Source organism: Massilia varians, assembly GCF_027923905.1.
GTDB classification, from domain to species: domain Bacteria; phylum Pseudomonadota; class Gammaproteobacteria; order Burkholderiales; family Burkholderiaceae_D; genus Telluria; species Telluria varians_B.
This window is the reverse complement of record NZ_AP026966.1, coordinates 3,995,845-4,016,555: the sequence shown is the minus strand read 5'-3', so window position 1 is coordinate 4,016,555 and position 20,711 is coordinate 3,995,845. Positions and strand designations below refer to the sequence as shown.

General features: G+C 67.3%; 24 protein-coding genes. 14 read left to right on the top strand and 10 right to left on the bottom strand.

Annotated features, from left to right (window positions below; all coding sequences use genetic code 11):
- The first annotated feature begins 17 nt into the window (after window positions 1-17).
- From MasN3_RS18085 to ispF, 7 genes are read left to right on the top strand one after another with little or no spacing between them, the layout of a single operon-like run.
- Window positions 18-1,517: an NADH-quinone oxidoreductase subunit M gene (locus tag MasN3_RS18085; protein ID WP_281909050.1), complete on the top strand. Its 1,500-nt coding sequence runs from the start codon at window positions 18-20 to the stop codon at window positions 1,515-1,517.
- Between the two features lie 27 nt (window positions 1,518-1,544).
- Window positions 1,545-3,038 carry an NADH-quinone oxidoreductase subunit NuoN gene (gene nuoN / locus MasN3_RS18080; protein ID WP_281909049.1) on the top strand — a complete coding sequence of 498 codons (1,494 nt, stop codon included), beginning with the start codon at window positions 1,545-1,547 and terminating at the stop codon, window positions 3,036-3,038.
- A 13-nt stretch (window positions 3,039-3,051) separates the two neighbouring features.
- Window positions 3,052-3,378: a DUF2818 family protein gene (locus MasN3_RS18075; protein WP_281909048.1), complete on the top strand. Its 327-nt coding sequence runs from the start codon at window positions 3,052-3,054 to the stop codon at window positions 3,376-3,378.
- 55 nt (window positions 3,379-3,433) lie between these two features.
- Window positions 3,434-3,991, top strand: a complete 558-nt coding sequence (locus MasN3_RS18070) for an NUDIX domain-containing protein (RefSeq protein WP_281909047.1) — start codon at window positions 3,434-3,436, stop codon at window positions 3,989-3,991.
- 3 nt (window positions 3,992-3,994) lie between these two features.
- Window positions 3,995-4,693, top strand: a complete 699-nt coding sequence (locus MasN3_RS18065) for a hypothetical protein (protein ID WP_281909045.1) — start codon at window positions 3,995-3,997, stop codon at window positions 4,691-4,693.
- The gene (ispD, locus tag MasN3_RS18060; protein WP_281909043.1) at window positions 4,690-5,442 is read left to right on the top strand and encodes a 2-C-methyl-D-erythritol 4-phosphate cytidylyltransferase; all 753 of its coding nucleotides are present in this window, start codon (window positions 4,690-4,692) and stop codon (window positions 5,440-5,442) included. Before MasN3_RS18065 ends, ispD begins: the two co-directional genes overlap by 4 nt.
- A 6-nt stretch (window positions 5,443-5,448) precedes the next feature.
- Window positions 5,449-5,961 carry a 2-C-methyl-D-erythritol 2,4-cyclodiphosphate synthase gene (gene ispF, locus MasN3_RS18055; RefSeq protein WP_281909042.1) on the top strand — a complete coding sequence of 171 codons (513 nt, stop codon included), beginning with the start codon at window positions 5,449-5,451 and terminating at the stop codon, window positions 5,959-5,961.
- A gap of 44 nt (window positions 5,962-6,005) precedes the next feature.
- Here ispF and MasN3_RS18050 read toward each other — a convergent pair whose 3' ends face one another.
- Entirely contained in the window at window positions 6,006-6,605 is a 600-nt protein-coding gene (locus MasN3_RS18050) for a PEP-CTERM sorting domain-containing protein (RefSeq protein WP_281909041.1), read from the bottom strand.
- 314 nt (window positions 6,606-6,919) lie between these two features.
- Here MasN3_RS18050 and MasN3_RS18045 point away from each other — a divergent pair, with 314 nt between their 5' ends.
- The 6 genes from MasN3_RS18045 (at window position 6,920) to MasN3_RS18020 (ending at window position 11,097) form a co-directional block, all read left to right on the top strand.
- Window positions 6,920-8,182, top strand: coding sequence for an MFS transporter (locus MasN3_RS18045; protein WP_281909040.1), 1,263 nt, complete (start codon window positions 6,920-6,922; stop codon window positions 8,180-8,182).
- Between the two features lie 4 nt (window positions 8,183-8,186).
- Complete coding sequence (locus MasN3_RS18040; RefSeq protein WP_281909039.1) at window positions 8,187-8,495, top strand: hypothetical protein; 309 nt, start codon at window positions 8,187-8,189, stop codon at window positions 8,493-8,495.
- A gap of 65 nt (window positions 8,496-8,560) precedes the next feature.
- A complete protein-coding gene (locus tag MasN3_RS18035; RefSeq protein WP_281909038.1) occupies window positions 8,561-9,115 on the top strand; it encodes an NADPH-dependent FMN reductase in 555 nt (184 codons plus the stop codon).
- The gene (locus tag MasN3_RS18030; protein ID WP_281909037.1) at window positions 9,105-9,524 is read left to right on the top strand and encodes a VOC family protein; all 420 of its coding nucleotides are present in this window, start codon (window positions 9,105-9,107) and stop codon (window positions 9,522-9,524) included. Before MasN3_RS18035 ends, MasN3_RS18030 begins: the two co-directional genes overlap by 11 nt.
- Window positions 9,521-10,414 carry an ion transporter gene (locus MasN3_RS18025; protein ID WP_281909036.1) on the top strand — a complete coding sequence of 298 codons (894 nt, stop codon included), beginning with the start codon at window positions 9,521-9,523 and terminating at the stop codon, window positions 10,412-10,414. The genes MasN3_RS18030 and MasN3_RS18025 overlap by 4 nt, the downstream gene beginning before the upstream one ends.
- Window positions 10,415-10,548: 134 nt before the next feature.
- Complete coding sequence (locus MasN3_RS18020) at window positions 10,549-11,097, top strand: phasin family protein (protein ID WP_281909035.1); 549 nt, start codon at window positions 10,549-10,551, stop codon at window positions 11,095-11,097.
- Between the two features lie 18 nt (window positions 11,098-11,115).
- Here MasN3_RS18020 and MasN3_RS18015 read toward each other — a convergent pair whose 3' ends face one another.
- The 8 genes from MasN3_RS18015 to ribA all read right to left on the bottom strand — a co-directional run bounded on the left by MasN3_RS18015 (window position 11,116) and on the right by ribA (window position 17,498).
- Entirely contained in the window at window positions 11,116-12,348 is a 1,233-nt protein-coding gene (locus MasN3_RS18015) for an acyltransferase family protein (RefSeq protein WP_281909033.1), read from the bottom strand.
- Between the two features lie 125 nt (window positions 12,349-12,473).
- Window positions 12,474-12,785, bottom strand: coding sequence for a LytTR family DNA-binding domain-containing protein (locus MasN3_RS18010; protein ID WP_281909032.1), 312 nt, complete (start codon window positions 12,783-12,785; stop codon window positions 12,474-12,476).
- A gap of 45 nt (window positions 12,786-12,830) precedes the next feature.
- The gene (locus MasN3_RS18005) at window positions 12,831-12,965 is read right to left on the bottom strand and encodes a hypothetical protein (RefSeq protein ID WP_281909031.1); all 135 of its coding nucleotides are present in this window, start codon (window positions 12,963-12,965) and stop codon (window positions 12,831-12,833) included.
- A gap of 2 nt (window positions 12,966-12,967) precedes the next feature.
- Complete coding sequence (locus MasN3_RS18000) at window positions 12,968-13,189, bottom strand: LytR/AlgR family response regulator transcription factor (RefSeq protein WP_281909030.1); 222 nt, start codon at window positions 13,187-13,189, stop codon at window positions 12,968-12,970.
- Window positions 13,177-14,241, bottom strand: coding sequence for a sensor histidine kinase (locus tag MasN3_RS17995; protein WP_281909029.1), 1,065 nt, complete (start codon window positions 14,239-14,241; stop codon window positions 13,177-13,179). The genes MasN3_RS18000 and MasN3_RS17995 overlap by 13 nt, the downstream gene beginning before the upstream one ends.
- Window positions 14,242-14,312: 71 nt before the next feature.
- Window positions 14,313-15,275 (bottom strand): FHA domain-containing protein, encoded by a 963-nt coding sequence (locus MasN3_RS17990; protein WP_281909027.1) that lies wholly within the window; start codon window positions 15,273-15,275, stop codon window positions 14,313-14,315.
- On the bottom strand, window positions 15,272-16,729 hold the full coding sequence (locus MasN3_RS17985) for a S1 family peptidase (protein ID WP_281909026.1): 1,458 nt from the start codon (window positions 16,727-16,729) through the stop codon (window positions 15,272-15,274). Before MasN3_RS17985 ends, MasN3_RS17990 begins: the two co-directional genes overlap by 4 nt.
- A gap of 109 nt (window positions 16,730-16,838) precedes the next feature.
- Complete coding sequence (ribA, locus tag MasN3_RS17980; protein WP_281909024.1) at window positions 16,839-17,498, bottom strand: GTP cyclohydrolase II; 660 nt, start codon at window positions 17,496-17,498, stop codon at window positions 16,839-16,841.
- Between the two features lie 162 nt (window positions 17,499-17,660).
- Between ribA and MasN3_RS17975 the strand changes: the two genes are divergently transcribed.
- Entirely contained in the window at window positions 17,661-19,952 is a 2,292-nt protein-coding gene (locus tag MasN3_RS17975) for a sensor histidine kinase (protein ID WP_281909023.1), read from the top strand.
- On the opposite strand, the gene MasN3_RS17970 is transcribed toward MasN3_RS17975, so the two are convergent.
- A complete protein-coding gene (locus MasN3_RS17970) occupies window positions 19,949-20,701 on the bottom strand; it encodes a hypothetical protein (protein ID WP_281909021.1) in 753 nt (250 codons plus the stop codon). The genes MasN3_RS17975 and MasN3_RS17970 overlap by 4 nt on opposite strands.
- Between the last annotated feature and the right edge of the window lie 10 nt (window positions 20,702-20,711).

The window sequence follows — 20,711 nt, the reverse complement described above, 5'->3', positions numbered from 1 at the left end:
GAAAAGAAAAGCGAAAAATGATGCAGTCAATTTCTACATTTCCTCCTTACCTGAGCCTGTCGATCTGGCTCCCGATCCTGTTCGGCATGATCGTGCTGGCCGTCGGCCGCGACAAGAACGCCGGCTTCGTACGCCTGCTGTCCCTGGTCGGCGCCGTCGTCAGCTTCCTGCCGACGCTGCCGCTGATCATGAACTTCGACAATGCCGCGCACGGCATGCAGTTCTATGAGTCGGCCGCCTGGATCGAACGCTTCAACGTGTTCTACAAGCTGGGCGTCGACGGCCTGTCGCTGTGGTTCATCCCGCTGACCGCCTTCATCAGCATCATCGTGGTGCTGGCGGCATGGCAGGTGATCGAAGAGCGCGTGGCGCAGTACATGGGTTCCTTCCTGATCCTGTCGGGCCTGATGATCGGCGTGTTCGCCTCGCTGGACGGCCTGCTGTTCTACTTCTTCTTCGAAGCCACCCTGATCCCGATGTACATCATCATCGGCGTGTTCGGCGGCCCGAATCGCGTGTACGCGGCATTCAAGTTCTTCCTGTACACGTTCTTCGGCTCGCTGCTGACCCTGGTCGCGATCATCTACCTGTACAACGCCTCGGGCACCTTCGACATCCTCGAATGGCACCGTCTGCCGCTCACGATGAACGAGCAGATCCTGATCTTCATCGCCTTCTTCATGGCCTTCGCCGTGAAGGTTCCGATGTGGCCGGTGCACACCTGGCTGCCGGATGCCCACGTGGAAGCGCCGACCGGCGGTTCCGTGGTGCTGGCCGCGATCATGCTGAAACTGGGCGCCTATGGCTTCCTGCGTTTCTCGCTGCCGATCACCCCGGACGCTTCCAAGGAACTGGCGTGGATCGTCATCGGCCTGTCGCTGGTCGCCGTGATCTACATCGGCCTGGTGGCGATGGTGCAGAAGGACATGAAGAAACTGGTGGCCTATTCGTCGATCGCCCACATGGGCTTCGTCACCCTGGGCTTCTTCATGTTCAACGACCTGGGCGTGCAGGGCGGCCTGATGCAGTCGATCTCGCACGGCTTCGTGTCGGGTGCGATGTTCCTGTGCATCGGCGTGCTGTACGACCGCGTCCACTCGCGCGAGATCGCCGACTACGGTGGGGTGGTCAACACCATGCCGAAGTTCGCCGCCTTCGTGGTGTTGTTCTCGATGGCCAACGCCGGCCTGCCGGCCACCTCGGGCTTCATCGGCGAATTCATGGTCATCCTGGGCGCCGTCGAGTTCAACTTCTGGACTGGCCTGGCTGCGGGCACCGCCCTGATCCTGGGCGCCGCCTACTCGCTGTGGATGGTCAAGCGCGTCGTGTTCGGCCCGGTCGTGCACAAGCACGTGGCCGAACTGACCGACCTGAACGGTCGCGAGTTCGCCATCCTGGGCGTGCTGGCCATCGCTACCCTGGTGATGGGCCTGTACCCGGCGCCAATCGCCGAGACGCTGCAGGTGTCGGTCACCGACCTGCTGCAGCACGTCGCAGCGGGCAAACTGCCTCAATAAACTGACATGAACGAAATGAACTCCACAATGTTAGCGGCAACCGACGCCAATCTGGCGCCGGTGTATGCCGAAATCTTCCTGCTGATCGCGGCTTCCGCGATCCTGCTGATCGACATGTACATGAAGGCGGGCAAGCGCAACCTGACGTATGCGCTGAGCCTGATGGCCATCGCCGGCTGCGGCGTGCTGACCTTCGGCGACATGAGCGCCGGCGCCACCGTCTATACCTTCAACGGCATGTACGTGTCGGACCCGATGTCCAACCTGCTCAAGCTGGTGACCTACGCGGCCACCGCGATGACCCTGGTGTATTCGCGCCAGTATGCGCAAGAGCGCGCCATGATGTCCGGTAACCTGGGCGGCGAGTTCTACGTGCTCGCGCTGTTCTCGATGCTCGGCCAGATGATCATGATCTCGGGCAACAGCATGCTGTCGCTCTACCTGGGCGTGGAACTGATGTCGCTGTCGCTGTACGCGCTGGTGGCACTGCGCCGCGACCACGCGATCTCGACCGAAGCCGCGATGAAGTACTTCATCCTGGGCGCGCTGTCCTCGGGCTTCCTGCTGTACGGCATGTCGATGATCTACGGCGCCACCGGTTCGCTCGACCTGACCGCCATCGCGCAGGCCAGCGCCGCCGCCGATGCCAACCGCACCATCCTGGTGTTCGGCCTGGTGTTCGTGGTCGCCGGCCTGGCCTTCAAGCTGGGCGTGGTTCCGTTCCACATGTGGGTCCCGGACGTCGTGCAGGGCGCGCCGACCGCGGTCACCCTGCTGCTGGGCGGCGCACCGAAGCTGGCGACCTTCGCCATGGTGATCCGCATCCTGGTCGAAGGCCTCCCAAGCATGGCCTTCGACTGGCAGCAGATGCTCTTGGTGCTGGCAGTGCTGTCGCTGGCCGTGGGTAACATCACCGCGATCGCGCAGACCAACATCAAGCGCATGCTGGCCTACTCGACCATCGCCCAGATGGGCTTCGTGGTGCTGGCACTGATGACCGGCGTGGTCGACGGCGACAACAGCAATGCGGCCGCGTCGTACAGCGCCGCGATGTACTACACCATCACCTACGTCCTGACCACGGTCGGCAGCTTCGGCTTGATCATGATGCTGGCGCGTGCCGGCCATGAAGCCGAGACCATTGCCGACTTCAAGGGCCTGGGCAAGCGTGCGCCGTGGTTCGCGATCGTCATGACCATCCTGATGTTCTCGCTGGCCGGCGTGCCGCCGATGGTGGGCTTCATGGCCAAGTGGGCAGTCCTGCAGGCCGTCGTGAACGCCGGCATGGTGTGGCTGTCGGTGGTCGCGGTGCTGTTCTCGCTGATCGGCGCCTTCTACTACCTGCGCATCGTCAAGACCATCTGGTTCGACGAGGCAGTGGACACTGCCCCGATCAACACCTCGGCCGACATGCGCGCCGTGATGTCGATCAACGGCGTGGCCGTGGTAGTGCTGGGCATCGTCCCGGGCTGGCTGCTGGCGGTGTGCTACACCGCGATGCAGGCCACCCTCGCCAAGTAATCAGGCAGGCCGGGTGGATTCCTCCCTTGCTGCCTGGCTGGTGGTCGCGATCTCGCTCGCGGCCGCCAACCTGCCTTTCCTCACCGAGCGCCTGTTCGGTCTTGTACCTCTGAAGACCAGGGGCGCCGGTGACGGCCCGCGCACGAAGTCCTTCCCGCTGCGCCTGTTGGAATTAATTGTTTTATACTTCGTCGTCGGCTTCCTGGCTCGCATGCTGGAATCGCGGGTCGGCGGCGTGTTCGCGCAGAACTGGGAGTTCTACGCAATCACCGGCTGCCTGTTCCTGGTGCTGGCCTTCCCCGGTTTCGTACTGCGCTACCTGCGCAAGCAGCGTCGTTGAATTGTCCGGGCGAACGGCGCAGCCGATCACCCGAACAATCCCCAACGGAGTCTGCATGTCAGATCAACTGAAAGAAACGCGTATCGACGGTGGCGTGGTCTATGACGGCCACTTCCTGAAGGTCGAGCGCGACCGCATCGAACTCCCCGACGGTTCCATCACCCAGCGCGAATTCATCCGCCATCCCGGCGCGGTGGTGATCCTGCCGCTGCTGCCCGACGGCCGCGTCCTGCTGGAACGCCAGTTCCGTTATCCGAATTCCCAGGTCTTCATCGAATTCCCGGCCGGTAAGATCGACCCGGGCGAAGACCACCTGGCCTGCGCCAAGCGCGAGCTCGAAGAAGAGACCGGCTATACGGCCGCCACATGGCGCTTCGTGTGCACCATCCACAACGCCATCGCCTATTCCGACGAGCACCTCGAGCTGTTCCTGGCCGAGGACCTGCGCGCCGGGGAACAAAGGCTAGACGAGGGCGAATTCCTCGAAACCTTCAGCGTCACCGTGCCGGAGCTGCTCGAGATGGTCAGGCGCGGCGAGATCACCGACGTCAAGACCATTATCGGTAGCTTCTGGCTCGAGAAGATCCTGTCCGGCACCTGGCAACCGGCCTGAGGCATGCGAGCGCTGCTGGCGCTGGTGCTGTGGTGGTGGGCGCTGGCAGCCTCGGCGGCACCGCGCAGCGACTTCCAGGCACGCTGCGAGGACACGATCGGCGAAAGCCTGTCGGTGCTGACCGGCACCCAGAACGGTTTTCGGATCGACAACAGCGTCGGCGCGCGCGCGCTGACGGCAATGAAGGGCAGGGCGCGCCCGGGCCAGCTGGTGCTGGGCCTGACCCGTACCGAGTCGCGCGTCAGCATTAGTGTCGGCGGACGCCTGCTGGCCGACGAGGCCAGCGGTTATGAATGCATCGCGCCGCACATCGAGATCAAGCTCACCTACCCGCCGATCGTGGTCTACGTCAGCCGCGAGTTCCGGCCCGGATCCTGCGCCTACGAAGAAGTGCTGGCCCACGAGATGCGCCACCTGAACGCCTACCTCGACTACCTGCCGCAAGCCGAGGCCCGGGTGCGCCAGGCGCTGGCGCGGCGTTTCGAGGACAAGCCCCTGTATGCGCGCATCGGACAAGCACAAAACCTGCTCCAGCGCGAAATCGACCGCGGCTGGATGCCCTATATTAAAAGCGAGATGGCCAAGGTCGAGGTCTTGCAGGCGGCAATCGACTCGCCGCAGGAATATGCCCGTCTCGGCAAGGTTTGCGGAGGTGAGGTACAGTCTTTGCTTGGCCCTTTACAACGAAGCAAGCAAAAATGACAAACCCGGCAGTAGAAGCCAGTCCACCATCGTCGCAGCGCTATTTCGCACTGATTCCGGCGGCGGGGGTCGGCGCACGCATGGGGGCAAGCAGTCCCAAGCAATACCTGCAGATCGGCGGCAAGCCCATGCTGCGCCACACGCTCGACGCCTTCCGCTCGAGCCCGCTGATCGCGCATACCTACGTGGTGGTCGGCGCCGGCGACCCTTACATCGATGCGCTCGTGCCGCCAAGCGGCGTGACCGTCCTGCGCTGCGGCGGCGCCACCCGCATGGAGTCGATCCGCAATGGCCTGCGCGCGCTGCACGGCAGCATCGCGCTTGACGACTGGATCCTGGTGCACGACGCGGCCCGGCCCGGCCTGGACGCGGAACTCATCGAACGCCTGATCGTCGAAACGGGTGAACACCCGGCCGGCGGCCTGCTGGCCCTGCCCGTGGTCGACACGGTCAAGCGCAGCAGCGCGGGCGAGGTCGCCACCGTCGCGCGCGACGGGCTCTGGCTGGCGCAGACGCCGCAGATGTTCCGCTACCAGCTCCTGCTGCGTGCGCTCGATGCCGCCGTGAGCAGCAGCGCGGGCCCGGCCGCCATCACCGATGACGCCAGCGCGGTTGAAGCGCTGGGACTGGCCCCCAAGTTGGTGGAAGGGCATCCCCGCAACCTGAAAGTCACGCTGCCTGCCGATATCCGGATCGCCGAGATGTACCTAGCAGCCTACCGAACCGACCCCAATAACGAAACCAACTGAACCACCATGACACAAGCCTCCTGGAATCCCACTCCGCCGTTCCGCATCGGAACCGGCTACGACTGCCACGCGCTGGTCGAAGGGCGCAAGCTCATCGTCGGCGGCGTGACCATCCCGCACCGTCTCGGCCTGCTCGGCCATTCCGACGCCGACGTGCTGCTGCATGCGATCATCGATTCGCTGCTGGGCGCGGCGGCCCTGGGCGACATCGGCAAGCATTTCCCGGACACCGATCCGATGTTCGCCGGCGCCGACTCGCGCACGCTGCTGCGCGAAGTCGCCCACCGCGTGCTGGCGACCGGCTACACCATCGGCAACATCGACGCGACCATCATCGCCCAGCAGCCGAAAATGGCGCCGCACATCCCGCAGATGGTCTCGCGCATCGCCGAAGACCTGGGTGTGTCGCCGCAGCAGGTCAACATCAAGGCCAAGACCAACGAGAAGCTGGGCTTCCTCGGGCGCGAGGAGGGCATGGCGGCCGAGGCGGTATCCCTGCTGATCCGCGCGCCCGCTTGATTTCCGACCCGCCCGACCGGGCGGGCCATGCATGCGCTGTGTGTTCAGCGCTTGCGCAGCTTGCGGCGGCTCGCCGCGACGCCCAGCAGACCCAGGCCCAGCAAACCCAGCGAGGCCGGCTCCGGTACTTCGGTCGCATCGACGTTCGAGTAGGTCCTGAAGCTCAGGTCGTAGCTCCAGAAAGGACCGCCGTCATAGAAGGCCTCGCCCTGCGTGTAGGACCCGCTGTCAGCATAGGCGGCAACCAGGTCGTTGTTCGATGCGTGCAGGCGCAGGAAATACTGGGTGTTGGATGACAGCGCGACAGGGTTCCAGAACACGTCCACCCAGCCGCTGCTGCTGTCGACATTGGTGGCCGTGCCTTGCGCCAGCACGTTGCCACCGGTGATGGCATCGAAGATCGCGATCGTCACGTCGGTTTTCGTCGGCGTGTACCAGGCCGGGTGGACGAAGATGCCGGCGCCGGAGATGTTGTCGGCAGTCTGGAAGAAGGACTGGCCGCACGAGTAGGCCTCACCCATGCTGCAGAAGCCGCCGAGCGTTGTCGGGTTGTCCTGGTCGACGATCGGTGCGGCGCCCACCACTCCCGAGGCAGCCATCAACCGCGAGGTGCAGAGAGCCAGAGCGGATTTCCCAAGTTTCATGCAAGTCTCCTTATCGTTGGAATAATTACTACTTCTAAGCAATAATTTTGCCATTAGGAAATTATTGAACGGAATCAACGAGATAGCTCATTGCCGCCGACTGTGATAAGGCACGCTGTAAAAACTGTCGACAGGAGTGGGTGGCCAACAAGCTTCGGCAAGACGCTGTATTTGCGTGTATATGCACTATAATGCATGAATGCCAGCGCGGTGCCACCCCCATCCTGGCCGACACCCCGCCATACAGCTAAACTGAATGCCTCCGCCAGCCAGCAACAGCTGCCGGGCGTAGACATTGATCGAGGAACTGACGCATGCAGGTCCAGACCGAAATGACGCCGCGCGCGACCTGGATGCTGATCCTGACCGCGAGCACGATCCTGATGATCACGATGGGTGCGCGCCTGACCACGGGCCTGTTCCTATCGCCGATCAATACTTCTACCGGCCTCGGCGTGGCCAGCATCAGCTTCGCGATGGCCGTGGCCCAGCTCATGTGGGGGGCTTCCCAGCCCGTGTTCGGCGCCATTGCCGACAAGTACGGGGCGGCCAGGGTCATCGTCATCGGCGGCATCATGCTGGCCGCGGGCACCGCCGCCACGCCCTTCGTGGATTCCGAGTGGGGCCTGCTGCTCACAATGGGCATCCTGTCCGCCGCCGGGGCAGGGGCCGGGAGCTTCTCGATCCTGATCGGCGCCACCGCCCAGCGCTTGCCGGCGGAACGCCGCGCCTTCGCGTCCGGCTTCATCAATGCCGGCGGCTCCTTCGGCCAGTTCGTGTTCGCGCCGCTGATGGGTGCGATCATCGCCGGCGCCGGCTGGGTGATGGCGATGCTGACGATGGCGGCCGCGACCCTGCTCACGATTCCCCTTGCGCTCGGCATGCGCAGCAAGAAAACAGCTGCGCCGGTGTCCTCCAGCCCCTCAGCTGCCGCGACCAGTGCCCCAACCGTACCGGGCATCACCCTCACTGAACAGCTGCGCCAGGCCATGCGCGACCGCAGCTACCTGTGCCTGCACCTGGGTTTCTTTACCTGCGGCTTCCACATCGCCTTCGTGGTGACCCACCTGCCGCAGGAAGTCGCGCTGTGCGGCCTGCCGGCCGGCGTCTCGGCCACCGCGCTGGCGCTGATCGGCCTGTTCAACATTGCCGGCAGCCTGGCCGCGGGCGCGCTCGCCAGCCGCTACCGCATGAAGTCGCTCTTGGCCATGATCTACGCCAGCCGCGCCGTGCTGATCGTGCTCTACCTGCTGGCCCCGAAAACGGCCCTGACCTTCTACCTGTTTGCCGGCGCCCTCGGCTTCACCTGGCTGGCCACCGTGCCGCCTACCGCCGGCCTGGTGGGCAAGCTGTTCGGCATGCGCTACCTGGCGACGCTGTTCGGCATGACCCTGCTGTCGCACCAGATCGGCGGCTTCTTCGGCGCCTGGCTGGGCGGCCTGTCGTTCGTGCGCTTCGGCGACTACACCTGGATGTGGTACGCCGACATCCTGCTGGCGCTGGCGGCCGCGCTCATCAACCTGCCGATCCGCGAGGCGAAGGTAGTCCGCCCGGCGCTGGCGGCCGCGAAGGGCTGAACGGATGGCGCGCGAAACCTGGGCCTATCGCGAAGTGGCCGTCGAGTCGGCGATCGATCCGCGCACTGGGCGGGTACGCATCCGTCCGGTGTCCGGGCAGGCTTACGCGACCTCGCTGCGGGTGCAATGCGCGCGCGCGCTGGCCGACCTCGCGCGCTATCCGCTGGGCACGCGCTTTCTCCTGTCCGCCAAGCTGACCGACCGCCTGGGCGGCGAGCCCTTCCTCTACGCCTGGCACGGCGATCCGGTGGTGGTGCTGAGCAAGGCGGCGCTGGCGCGCTTCCTCGGTGAGCGCAGACGCCTCCGAATCTAGCCCTCCGGCAGCGCAATATTGTAAAAATGGTTACCATCGGGTTTTGAGACCCCGAAAGGAGCACCATGACTACCCGGAATATCGCCGTCATCGTCGGCAGCCTGCGCAAGGACTCGTTCACCCGCAAGGTGGCGCAATCGATGATCGAGCTGGCCCCCGCCAGCCTGCACCTGGAGATCGTCGAGATCCGCGACCTGCCGCTGTACAACCAGGACGACGAAACCGACAACCCGCCGGCCGCCTTCAGCGCTTTCCGCGAGCGCATCAAGCAGGCCGACGGCATCCTGTTCTGCACGCCGGAATACAACCGCTCGGTGCCGGGCGCCCTGAAGAATGCGATCGACGTCGGCTCGCGCCCCTACGGCAAGGCCGCCTGGAACGGCAAGCCCTGCGCGGTCGTCAGCGTCTCGCCCGGCGCGCTCGGCGGCTTCGGCGCCAACCACCACCTGCGCCAGATGCTGCCCTTCCTCGACATGCCCTGCATGCCGGCACCGGAAGCCTATGTCGGGCAGGTGGCGGCCAAGTACGAGGGCGAGCGGCTGATCGACGACTCCAGCCGCGCCTTCTTCCAGACCTTCATCGACACCTTCGCCGCCTGGGTCGAGCGCCATGCCAACTAATCCGATCGCCGTACGCGGACTCGACCACATCGTGCTGCGCGTGGCCGACCTGGAGGCCATGATCGCCTTCTATGGCGAGGTGCTGGGCTGCCGGGTCGAGCGCCGCCTCGACGACATCGGCCTGATCCAGCTGCGCGCAGGTCACTCCCTGATCGACCTGGTGCCCGTGGACAGCAAGCTCGGGCGCGAAGGCGGCGTGGCGCCAGGCATCGGCGGGCGCAACCTGGACCACCTGTGCCTGCGCGTCGAGCCCTTCGACGAAGCGGCGATCCGGGGCCACCTGGAGGCGCACGGGCTCGCCGCCGGCCCCGTCGAAATGCGCTACGGCGCCGAAGGCGACGGGCCGTCGATCTACCTGCTCGACCCCGAGCGCAATACCGTCGAGCTCAAGGGGCCGCCAGTGCGATGAACCGCGGCAAGCGCCAGCGCGACGCCTTTCTTCCGGTGGAGAGCGCAGGGCCGCCGGGCGGATGGCGTGCGCGGATACACCAGGTCATCTTCGGCATCGACACGCGGGCCGGCCGGACCTTCGACATCGTGCTGGTGGTGGCCATCCTGCTCAGCATCCTGGTCGTGGTGCTCGACAGCGTTCCTGCCATCGGCGGCCGCCATGCGGACCTGATGCATGCCCTCGAATGGTTCTTCACCCTGCTATTTACGGTCGAATACCTGGCGCGGCTGCTGACGGTGCGCCACCCGCTGCGCTACGCCATGAGCTTCTACGGCATCATCGACCTGCTGTCCGTGCTGCCGACCTATGTGTCGCTGCTGCTGCCGGGCAGTGAAGCGCTGCTCGACATCCGCATCCTGCGCCTGCTGCGCGTGTTCCGGATTTTCAAGCTGACCCTGTACATCGAAGAGTACACCCGGCTGGGCGAAGCGCTGGCCGCGAGCCGGCGCAAGATCATGGTATTCCTGTCGGTGGTGCTGATGGCGGTCCTGATCCTGGGCACGGTCATGTACGTGGTGGAAGGACCCGAGCACGGCTACACTAGCATTCCGACCGCTATGTACTGGGCGGTCGTCACCATGACCACCGTCGGCTACGGCGACATCACGCCGCATACGACGCTCGGCAAGGCGATCGCCTCGTTCATGATGCTGCTCGGCTGGGGCATCCTGGCGGTCCCGACCGGCATCGTCACCGCCGAGATGACGGCGCGCCGCTTCGACCGCCGCCACGGTCCGGCGCGCCTGGAACGTGCCTGCGAGGCCTGCGGCAGCACCGGTCACGACACCGCTGCGCAGTATTGCAAGGATTGCGGCGCCGAGCTGCCCTCGGGGCCGGCCGGGCGCTGAAGTCTGGCCGGGTGCACGTTTGGTTTACATCAAGCGTGCACCTGGCAGCCTCTTTAGCCTTCTACCTTCGTGCCACGGTCCGCTTCGCCGACCGTGGCGTGCCTTTCTTTGCAAGCACATACGGAGGTCAACGCATGGTGTTCTTTCCGCAAACCCCGGCCGTACGCTCCCACATGGAGGCGCAGGCCGCCTTTCTCAACGATATGTCCAAATCGATGTTCCACGCTTTCCAGCAGATGTGCGAGCTGAACATCCAGCTGGTCCAGACCCTGGTCGAGGAGGGTGCCCTGGCCAGCCAGCAGGTGCTCAGCACCGAGCGCCAGAGCGCGCTGTTCAGCGCGGCCTCGGCCCGGGCCCAGCCCGCCACCGAGAAGCTGCGCGCCTACCAGCAGCACGTCGCACGCCTGGCCGCCGATTCCCAGGTCGAGCTGGCGCGCGTGACCGAGCAGCACGTGCAGAATACCTCGCGCACCGCGCGCGCCCTGGTCGACGAGGTGGTGCGCACCACCGCCGAGGAAACCGAGCGCAGCATCCGCAACCAGCAGGAGGCGATGCGCAATGTCGCCGATCCGTATGCGCGGACCAACGGCGAGACGCAGCGCGCACAGCCGGGCATGGGGCAAGGCGGGCAGCAGGGCCGCAGCAGCCAGGGCAGCCGCCCCGAGGGCGCCCCTACCCACTGAGCGCCACGGGCGCCGATGCTAGCCGGCGGCGGCCTGCGCATGCGCGGGCTGCGCCGGCGCCGGTTCCGCCGCCGGCGCGGTTCCGAGGGTGCGGGGCGCGAGCCCGAACAGCGGCCGCAACAAGCTCACTCGCCTGATCAGTTCGAATGCGCCGAAGCTGAGGGTCAGGGTCAGCACGATCAACAGGATGGCTTCCAGGCCCGGGGCGATCCGCAGCGGCTGCATCGCATGCGCCAGCACGACGATCAGGGTCTGGTGCAGGATGTAGACCGGGAACACCGCCTCGTTCAGGTAGCGCCGCGCAGGGCCGTCACGGTCGAGGTGACGCGCGGCGAAACCGCAGGCGGCCATGATCGCGCTCCAGGCCAGCACGGCGTACACGGCGTACATGAGCGGACGGAGCACCGCCACCACCTGCCGCGGCACCACCTCATACGTCACCGCATCCCACATCAGCAGCAGCGCCCAGCCGGTGGCGGCGATGCCGAGCGCGTGCCAGCGCAGCAGCGCAGGCCGTGTCCAGAACCCCGGGACGCGTGCCACCAGCGCGCCGAGCAGGAAGCACAGGAAGGACATCGCGTGGTTGTACCAGTCGCCGACCACGGCGTGGTTGGTCGGGAAGTGCTCGACCAGGTTGATGCGTGCCAGGGCCAGCAGCGCAGCCGGCAGTGCGATCAGCTTCCAGCCGTGGAGCAAGGCGCCGGCATGCGCGGCGATGCGGTCGAAGCGCTCTCCGAGCACGGCAACGAGGCCGCCGAGCAGCACGGTGTAGATCCACAGGTAGGCGACGAACCACAGGTGGTTCCAGGTCGGCAGGATCAGGCAGTCCTCGCGGCAGAAGCCGTCATAGGCCTGCAGGTACAGTCCCATGAAGGCCCGGTAGCCGTCCGCATAGCCGAGCTTCTCGACCACTTCGAGATAGGGCTGCGGCGGCACGATTACCAGCATGCCGAATACCAGCGGCACCAGCAGGCGCAGGCTGCGCCGGCGTACGAACGACGCGGCGCCGAGCTTGCGCAGCATGAGGCTGGCACCGGCGCCGGCCACGAAGAACAGCAGGCTCAGGCGCCATGGGGAGGATAGCTTCATGAAGGGCTCGGGGCCGGTCCCGGCAAAAGGACTCTTCACGTGCCAGTCCCAGCTCACGTAGTACATGCCGACGTGGTAGACGATCAGCAGGAAGAAGGCGAGGATGCGCACCCAGTCGAGGAAGTACAGGCGGGTGGCGGATGGAGGAAGATGACGGTTCATGGCTCGCTCTTGTTGAAGTGATGGCGCGAGCATGACGTTTCGGCATGCCGGCGGCGAGCGTTTTGTGGCGAGGCGGGTCCGGGATGGGGCGGATCGGACAGAAGGAACAAGAGCGCGCTCTCAGGCTAGCAGGCCTGGAGCGCTTCGATCAGCGCCGCCCGGTACTGGCGGCTGCAGGGCACGAGCGCGCCGCTGCGCAGCACCAGTTCGCAGTTGCCCTTGTCGAGCGGGACAATGCGCTGGACGGCGCCGGGACGCACCGCCGCGCGCCGATGGCAACGCACGAACCCGCTGCCCAGTTGCGCCAGCAGGCCCGACAGGGTCTGGCGCAGCAGCGGCGCGTCGCCGGCGGTGTGCAGGACCACGTAGTTGTCGGCGGTCTCCAGCCATTCGATGTCCGCCACCTGCACCACCCGCGTGGCGCCGCGCTCCGACACCAGGAGCTGGCGCGGCGGCAGACCGGATGCTGCCGCAGCCAGGGCCTACGCCGCATGGCGCGCGCGCAGGCGCTCGAGCGCCCGCCGCAGGCGCGCCTGGTCGAAGGGCTTGAGCAGGTAATCGATGGCATTCGCATCAAAAGCGCGCAGCGCGTACTCGTCGTAGGCCGTGACGAACACGATCAATGGCCTGGGGGCGGGCAGCAAGGCCGCCAGGTCGATGCCCGACAGCTCCGCATCTCGACGTCGAGCAGCAGGGCATCGGGCCGCAGCTGCGCCACCTGCCGCAGCGCCTCGATGCCGTCGGCAGCCTCGTCGATGGTCTCGATCCCTGCCTCCAGCGCCAGCATGCGGCGCAGGCGCTCGCGCGCCGGGCGCTCGTCGTCGACGATCAGGATGCGCATGGCAGCCTCAGTTCCGTGCGTACGCCGCAAGGCAGCAGCTGGCTCAGGCTCAGGCTGGCGCCGTCCCCGTACAGCCCGGCCAGACGCGCACGCAGGTTGGCCAGGCCGATGCCCTGCCCACTGTCCCCGGCATCCTTGTCGAGGATGCCGCCGTCGTCCTCGACGCGCAGCATGAAATGCTCGCCGTCGCGCGTCGCGCTGACCGTCATGCAAGTCGGGTTGCGCCGCCGTTCGACCGTGTGCTTGAACACGTTCTCCAGCAGCGGCTGCACGCTCATCGCCGGCAGTGCAATGCCCAGCAGCGCCTCGTCGATGCGCCACTCGACCCGGGCGCGTCCATCGAAGCGTTCTTCCATCACGCCGGCGTAGGCGCGCGCCAGGCGCAATTCTTCCGCAAGCGTGGCCTGCGGCCGTTCGCCCAGCGCCAAGGCGGCGCGCAGCAGGTCCGCCAGTTGCACCAGCGTGGCGTCGGCGCGGGCCACGTCGGTGTGCATCAGCGAGGAGATCGTATTGAGCGCGTTGAACAGGAAATGCGGCTGCATCTGGCGCGCCAGCGACTGCAGCTGGGCCTCGCGCAGCAGCGCGTTGGCCTGCTCGGCCCGCAGGCGCGCGCCGAGCAGCTCGCGGTAGGACAGCAGGCCGAACGCGATCACGGTGAACAAACCCGCGAACACGGTGAGCTTGAGGGATTCGTAGACGAATATCTGGGGCCAGGCTTCGTGCTCGTAGCTGGCGCCGGCCAGCGCATACACGGCATGACGCATGCCGAATGCCAGCGGCACGAAGGCAAGCCAGTACAGCGGCAGCATGCGCGCCTGTAGCGCGAACCAGCGCCAGGGCGTGGCGATGAGGTGGTCGTTGCGGCGAGTGATGCGGCGCGCGAGCAGCAGCAGGAAGGTCGCCGCCAGCGCGGAGGAAGTCTCCCAGAGCACCGGCTGCCAATAGGCCGTGCCGCCGTCGCGCCGGTAGTCCTCGATGGCGACCAGCACCATCAGCGCCCAGAACAGGAACCAGGCGATGATGGCGGTGATGGCGCTGCGGGTCGGTTTCATGGGCTGGCCGGGCTGGAGATGGCCCGATCATCCAGCATTCGCCGCTGCTTGTCAAAGCTGCAAAGCCTTGCTCAGTTCCCGCCGGCAGCCGGGACAAGCCCGCGCTCTTCCTCCAGCTGCTTGCGCATCGCCTCGACGTCGGCCATGTACTCGGCCACCGTCGCGTCGGGGCTGGCGCGCAGCGCCGGCGGCAGCTGCACCGACATGTACAGTTCGTCCGCCACGCGCCCGTGGCGCTGCTGGTTCGCGATCAGCACCAGAGCGGACGCCAGCACCGCGCCAACGGCGCAGATCGCGCGCAGGCGCCGGCGCAGGGACGGCTTGATGGTCGCCAGGTGGAAGTAGATGATGCCCGCGCCGGTCGCCACCGCGACGTGGGAACCGTAGCGGGTGAGCCATTCGAGCGACCAGGCATAGGCGGCCACCGCCGCCAGCAGGCGGAAGCCCACCAGGGCCGCCATCCCGCAGCCGAAGATGAACAGGTGCCGTCCCAGCCGGGTATAGCGCCCGAATAGGCGGTTCATGAAGGCCCACAGGCCGCTCCACAGCAGCGCCGCGCCGATGCCGGCGCCGGGCGCCAGCACATAGTTGAGCAGTTCGAAGGGTTCGGCGTCGAACAGCCAGGTCACGAACAGGGCGACCAGACCGGCCAGCAGCACGCCGACGACGCCGGGCACCAGCCCTTCCCAGCCGTGCATGGTGCGGTCGCGCAGCTCGGCCGGCACCGGGAAATCGGCCGCGCGCACGCGCAGCGAGGTGTGGCCCATGCGCACCACGGTGTCGCCCGTGAGGGACAGTTCCTGCACCCGCTTGCGCCCGATGTTCAAGCCGTTGCGGGTGCCGAGGTCGCGCATCGAGAGCGCGCCATCCGGACCCTGTTCGATCACGGCGTGGTGCGCGGCCGCGTATTCGTCGTCGAGGATGAAGTCGTTGTCGTAGGCGCGGCCGACGCGGATCGGCAGGCTTGCCGCACGGTGCCGGTGCAGCACCTCGCCGTTGCGCGCCAGGATCTCGACGGTCCAGGGACCGTTCATGGCCGGCCTCCGGGCGCGCCTGGTGCGGCGGGCGGGCGCCGGATGTTGCGTCCGAAGGAGCCGAGGAAGGCGCGGGTCACGCGCACGCCGTTTTCATACGACACGCCCGATATGTCCAGCCGGCTCTGCAGGCTCGACTCGGCCGCGTTGGTGCTGGCCGTGAGCAGCGTGAAGTTGTACAGGCCCTCGAACTTGCGGTAGGCGCGCACACAGGTCACCGCGCGCAGCGGCAGGGTGCGGGTGTGCACGAAGCGTTCGGTGCACACCGGCTTGGTCAGGCGCCGGTCGCCGGCATTGCCCAGATTGGCGGCGCCGAACAGGCGGCTGCTGAGCGCCGCGAAAGGCAGCCGGGCCAGGTTGTCGGAACGGATGTACTGGTGGGTCATCGACACGTGGCCGGTCTGCTGGGTCGCGGACACGTAGATCGCCGACTCCATCGCGCAGCTCATCGAGTCCGAGGTGTACGCGGTCTCGGCCTTCACGTTCGAGCGTCCCCAGCAGCGCAGCTGGCCGGATTCGCGCACCGGCACCAGGTAGGGGCCCATGCTCTTGATGGCGAGCGGCTCTTCCAGCAGGCGGTCGACCATGGCGCGCTGGTGCGCCAGGAGCTGGGCCGCGATCAGGGGATTGAAATCCTTCGGCGGCGCCGGCTGGCGCTCCACCTTGCGCAGCAACTCCTGCACATACTTGACGGGAACCAGGAAGCTGACCGACTCGCCGTCGCGCCGCTTGGACACGTTGACGCCGGCCACGGTGCCGCTGCCGGTCACGCTGGGCCCGCCGCTCATGCCGGAATTGATCGGCCCGCCGAACATGAGCTGGTCGTAGAAGCTGCGCGTGACGATGCCGTTGTAGGCGCCTTCCGAGATCGCAAAGCCCAGGTCGAGGGGATTGCCGAGCGAGTACAGGCGCTGCCCCTGGGTCAGGCGCACCGGGCGTTCGGGCACCTTGAAGAAACCGCTGCCTTCGCGGTCGACGCGCAGGACCGCCAGGTCGTGCAGCACGTCGACGGCCAGCAGCTCGACCGGGCCGCTGTTGCCGTCGGTGTCGACGTATTCGGCGGTGTAGACGTCGGGGTCGAGCGCCATTTGCGATACCACGTGGTAGTTGGTGACGACCAGGTTGCCAGTGCCGACCAGGAAGCCCGAGCCGACGGTGGACTGGGTGCGGCCGTTCTTGAGCAGCATGCGGATCTGCAGCAGGTCGCCGCGCGCCGACGAGTACAGGTCCTGGGCGGCGGAGGAGGGCGGCGGCAGGGCGTCCTGGGCATCGACCTCGCCCGGCGCCGGCGCCGGCGGGGTGGTCCCCGGCGGCGCGCTGGGCGTCAGGTGCGGGGGCGGCGCCGGCGCCGTGGCGGCGTGGGCTGGAGGCGGGCGGTTGGCCTGTTCAGGCGGAGCCGTGGCTGCGCCCGCCGTGAGGCAAAGAAGCAGGAGGGCGGCGGCAGTCCGTTTCATGCAATCCGATCATTGGCAACAAGGAAGCATTATCTTGCCATCGGACGCGGGATCTGTGCGCGCGCTAGCGCGATCCGCTCCGCTGGCCCGATCACGCGAAGCCGGAAGCTCAGTTCGTGCCAGGCTCGGCCAGCGCGGCGGCAAGCGGCTCGGCCGGACCCATCATGTGGCCCAGCTTGGCCTGCTTGGTGTTCAGGTAGCTGTCGTTGAAGGCATTGCGGTTGACCAGCAGCGGCACGCGCTCGGCCACCGCGATCCCGAGGCGGGTCATGGCGTCGATCTTGCGCGGGTTGTTGGTCATCAGGCGCAGCGAACGCACGCCGAACTGTTCCAGCATCGGCTTGCACAACTCGTAGTTGCGGGCGTCGGCATGGAAGCCCAGCTGCAGGTTGGCCTCGACGGTGTCGGCGCCGGCTTCCTGCAGGCGGTAGGCGCGGATCTTGTTGACCAGGCCGATGCCGCGGCCTTCCTGGCGCAGGTACAGCAGGACGCCGCGCCCTTCCTCGGCAATGCGCCGCAGCGCGCCCTCGAGCTGGGCGCCGCAGTCGCAACGCTGCGAGAACAGCACGTCGCCGGTCAGGCATTCGGAATGCACGCGCGCCAGCACCGGTTCGCCGTCGCCAATGTCGCCCAGTACCATCGCCAGGTGCTCCTTGCCCGTCGAGTGCTCGATGAAGGCGTGCAGCGTGAACTGCGCCCAGGGCGTCGGCAGGGCGCAGGAGGTGACGTAATCGAGCAACTGATCGGCGGCGGGGGATGGGGTGGACATGGGCGTTCTCGTGGTGTTTCTTGTCGTTGCAACATCGTGCAAATCACTAGCCGTCTAGTTTACAGGAAATCCGTTTCTCCCGTGCGACGCCCACGGTCTCGCCCATAGTATGTCGGGCTGACGTGTGTTACGCTGGCGCAATTGTTTCGAGCCCAGCCCAGCATGGACACACCCGCAACTCCCCCCACACGGCGCCGCAGGCGCGGCCTTGGCGCCTGGCTGGCGCTGGCGTTTTCGCTGCTGACGGTGATCCTGACCCTGTTGCTGGTCGGGGTCATCGAGCGCTCGTCGACCGAACAGGTCAAGGACAGCATCGGCAACAACCTGGGCGAGATGGCGCGCCAGACCGCGGACAAGCTCGACCGTGGCATGGCCGAGCGCTACCGCGAGGTCAGCCTGATGACGCGGCGCCGCGCGCTGCGCGATGCCGGCATCGCGCCGGCCGAGCGGCGCCAGGTGCTGTCAGACATGCGCGAGACCTACGGCTACTACGACTGGATCGGCCTGACCGGCTTGGACGGCCGGGTGATCGTCGAGGCGCGCGGCCTGCTCGAGGGTGTCGACGTGTCGCAGCGCCCCTGGTTCCGCAACGCCCTCGCAGGCGTCAACGTGGGCGACGTGCACGAGGCGGTCAAGCTCGCCAAGCTGCTGCCGGGCGAGAACGGCGAGCCGCGCCGCTTTGTCGACGTGGCCTTCCCCTACACCGACCTGTCCGGCAAGACCGCCGGCGTGCTGGGCGTGCACCTGTCCTGGCAATGGGCGCGCGACGTCGAGCGCTCGATCGTCGCCTCGGTCCAGGCGCGCGGCCGGGTCCAGGCCCTGATCGTCAGCCGGCAGGGCGAGGTCCTGTTCGGCCCGCCCGGCCTGCAGGGCAAGAAGATCGCTACCCGGAGCCTGCGCCTGGCGCAGCAGAAGCGCGCCGGTTATCTGGTCGAAGAGTGGCCGGACGGCCTGTCCTACCTGGTCGGCTACGGCGCCACCGTCGGCCGCGACCTGTACCCGGGCCTGGGCTGGACCGTGCTAGTGCGCCAGGACGTGGAGGATGCCTATGCGCCGGTGCGCCGCCTGCGCGAGCAGGCGCTGTGGAGCGGCGCGGCGCTGGCGGTGCTGTTTTCCGTGGCCGGCCTGCTGGTGGCGCGCCGCATCACCCGTCCCCTCGGGGCGCTGGCCGAGTCGGCCGAACGCCTGGGACGCGGCGAAGCGGTCCGGCTGCCGCCGAACGCGAACGACTATTTCGAGGTGCAGGCGCTGTCGACCACCCTGAACGGGCTGGTGGACGACCTGGTGCGCAAGCAGGCCGAACTGCGCGACCTGAACGCCACGCTCGAGCAGCGGGTCGAGGAACGCACCGGCGAACTGGAGCGGGCGCTGGCCTCGGTGCAGGCCAACGAGCAGCGCATCAATGCGATCGTGGAAGCGGCGCAGGATGCCTACATCGCGGTCGACCGCCGCGGTATCATCCTCGACTGGAACGGCGCGGCCGAGCGCATGTTCGGCTGGCGCCGCAACGAGGCCGTCGGCTGGCCGCTGGCCGAGCTGGTGCTGCCGGAGCGCTACCGCGCCAGCCTGGGCCAGGCCTTGCATGCCTTCCGCCAGACCGGCCACCTGGCCATGCTCGACCAGCGCCTGGAGCGCAAGGTGATCGACCGCCACGGCCGTGAATTCCCGATCGAGATGACGGCGGCCCTGGCCGGCCAGGGCGAGGACGCCTTCTTCAGCGTGTTCCTGCACGATATCTCGGAGCGCAAGCGGGTCGAGCAGATGAAGAACGAGTTCATCTCGACCGTCTCGCATGAGCTGCGCACGCCGCTGACCTCGATCCAGGCTTCGCTGGCGATGCTGGCCGACGGCATGGCGGGCGAACTGCCGCCGGACGCCCTGCGCCTGATCACCATCGCCAGCCAGAGCAGCGAGCGCCTGGTGCGCATGGTGAACGACCTGCTCGACATCCAGAAGATCGAGGCCGGCCAGATGCATTTCGAGACGCTGGCGCAGCCGCTGCTGCCGGTGGCCGAGCGCGCGCTGGCGGCCATGGAGGGGCATGCCCGCAAGGCGGGGGTGCGCCTGCTGGGCGACTGGGATGCGGGCGCGGCCCGGATCGCGGCCAGCATCGACGCGGACCGCATGGAGCAGGTGCTGACCAATCTGCTGTCGAACGCCATCAAGTTCACGCCGGCGGGCAAGACCGTCACGCTGGGCCTGGCCCGCACGCCCGGCAAGGTCCGCCTGCTGGTGCTGGATGAAGGCCCCGGCATCGCGCCGGAATTCCAGCAGCGCGTGTTCCAGCGCTTCGCCCAGGCCGACGGCGCCGACTCGCGCACCCGCGGCGGCACCGGCCTGGGACTGGCGATCAGCAAGGCGATCATCGAGGAGCACGGCGGCACCATCGGCTTCACCACGGCGCCCGGACGCGGCACGCGCTTCGTGGTGGAACTGCCGGCAGCGCCCGCCTAGCGGCTGGCCAGGACCTCGCCCAGCGAGCGCGCCTCGGGCGCATAGGCCTGCATGCCCCATCCCGCGGCGACCACCGTCAGGGTGGTCAGCACGAAGGGGAGGATGGTGCGTTTCAAGGCCGCCAGCATCCAGTGCTGCGGCTCCAGCACCCGCAGGCGCCGGTACAGGCCCGCGGCCAGCAAGGCATCGACCAGGATCTCGGCGAACAGGATCGGCGCCGACCAGATCACGAACAGGGAAGACAGCGCGATGCCCACGGCGAGCAGGATCACGACCAGGGGCATCACGGTTTCGTCGGCCTCGGCCCCGACATCGAGCGGCGCGTCGGCGATGGCGTCGCTGACGCTGTCCTGGGTGCCGAAGTCGACGTTGCCGCTGGCGCCGCCGCCGTCGAAGCTGCCGCCGCCACCGCTGAAGCCGGCCGCAGCATCGTTCGCACTCGCCTGGCCGCCCGGCCCATCAGAGGGCAGGAAGTCGAGGTAGTCCGCCGCACTCGTACGCAGCCACAGCCACAGGAGCAGCAGGAAGGCGAGGTAGGCCACGCCCATCGCCAGCGCGTAGCGCAGCGCCATGGTGTCGACCCCGGCGGCGAGCATCGCCACCGAGGCGCCGAAACCGGCCAGCCCGGTGAGCGACACCAGGATGAACATCTGGACCCGCGGAAAGCCCTCGCGCAGCAGGCGGGCGCGCATGAGCTGCACCGCCGTGGCGCGGGTGGCCACGCGGGGATGGATCGGCGGGGTACGCAAGCTTGCCTCG